The organism is Endozoicomonas sp. SESOKO2, assembly GCF_024606245.1.
In the GTDB taxonomy this organism is placed as follows: domain Bacteria; phylum Pseudomonadota; class Gammaproteobacteria; order Pseudomonadales; family Endozoicomonadaceae; genus Endozoicomonas_A.
The window spans coordinates 1-1573 of sequence record NZ_JAHHPQ010000747.1; the positions used below are offsets into that span (position 1 = coordinate 1).

At 46.0% G+C, this 1573-nt stretch carries 1 protein-coding gene; it reads right to left on the reverse strand.

Annotation, left to right across the window (positions count from 1 at the left end; translation table 11 throughout):
- Positions 1-403: 403 nt before the first annotated feature.
- Positions 404-1459, reverse strand: coding sequence for a folate-binding protein YgfZ (locus KDK17_RS17810; protein WP_257255464.1), 1056 nt, complete (start codon positions 1457-1459; stop codon positions 404-406).
- Positions 1460-1573 lie beyond the last annotated feature (114 nt).

Consider the following 1573-nt stretch of genomic DNA (forward strand, 5'->3'; position numbering starts at 1 on the left):
TAAAAAGAATATTACCGTCTTGCTAGTTTGGCATCAAATAGTAGATGAAGAATTCCTTAATAAGTTCCCTCATGCAGAGGTGATCATTCGTTACGCTGTTATAGTCTTGAGGAGAAAAAGAAATTGGATGGTCAGGAACTACCTCTAAGTTATAAATTAATGTAGCGGATCATTGGGGGTTGATACTGTTGATATACATGAGTCGAAATTTTACAAACTCATAAAGATAGCACTGTGGTTTTGAGATCACCGAATCTAACATGCTTCCTCACCATGCCACAACTTTGGAGATAGGTGTGTTTGGATTTAAAGAATGGGGGCGGGTTTGAGGTTTACAAAGGTACCTGCATTAATGTGCAGGTACCCTGACTTATGGACTCACTTATGGGCAATCAAACAGGTTTTAATATTGCAGTTCCTGTTTAGGATCTATTTCGTAAGGCAGTGGTTGGCAATTGAGTTTTGGACCTTCTTCACCCTCCAGTCGTACATCATTCTCTTGGGCAGATTCGACCCGAATGACTGCCAGCAGCTCGGTTCCCTGACCGGTTTGAATACTCTCAATTACTTCGCCTATCCCTTTGCCTGCACTATTGAACAGTCGTGTATCAGGTTCAACTGTCAGCTGTTGGTCCGAGCTGAGGCGATAGCAACGACTCTTTAGCTGCCCCAAATTTTGCATGCGGGCAACAATTTCCTGGCCGGTATAGCAGCCTTTTCTGAAGCTGACACTTTTCAGCGATGGCAGGTTCAGGTGCTGTGGAATGTAATTATTGGCAGTTTCCGGTGACAGGCTGGGCTCAACAGCGAGACAATCCAGCAGTTGCCAGTGGTGTTGCCCTTTGGGTGTGAACTGCTCAGTGAGTTTTTCCCAAAGTGTTGCCAGATGCTCGAAGGTAATCCAGAGTTCAAAACGATTCACGCTCCCGGAAACATTCAGAAGCCAGCCCTGCTGATCAATATCGAGTGCGCTGTTGCCATCGGGAACGTCATTAAAGACACTGGCTATTTTCTCTTCAACGGCATTTCCTGACAGTCCCAGGCAGACGTACTTCTGGTCAGGGGTCAGCTCGGTTTTATAAAAAACAGCGTATTTTCCCAGGCAGCTCCGAGTGCTTTCAACCAGTCCCTGGTGCATAGCCATCATGAATTGATCTTCACTGGCCTTGAGCAGAATGAAGCTGGTGAACATTCTGCCCTTGGGGGTGCAGGCCGCTCCTCCAGAAAACTGACCAGTCGTTAGCGTATCAAGATTGCAGGTGAGTTGTCCCTGGAGGAACTTCATACTGTCGGGGCCAGAAACCTGCAAAAGTGCTTTCTGGTTTAGAACAGATAATATCGGCTTTTCCGGTTCGGATGTTGAAGAGGGCTCACCAAAGCCAAGCAGTTTGCCGTTTTCATAACGAGCCCCCCGCTCAGTAAAAAACGTTTGGAATCTTTCTTCTCGATCGTTAGTCATGATCCATTCTCTTCAATGTTTTGTTCTGGTCAGTGTTCTGATTTTCAGTATCCTTGCTGGCTTGCAAATGGATACAGACAAGGGCGGGTGGACGTTGATTGTCATAATATAGAG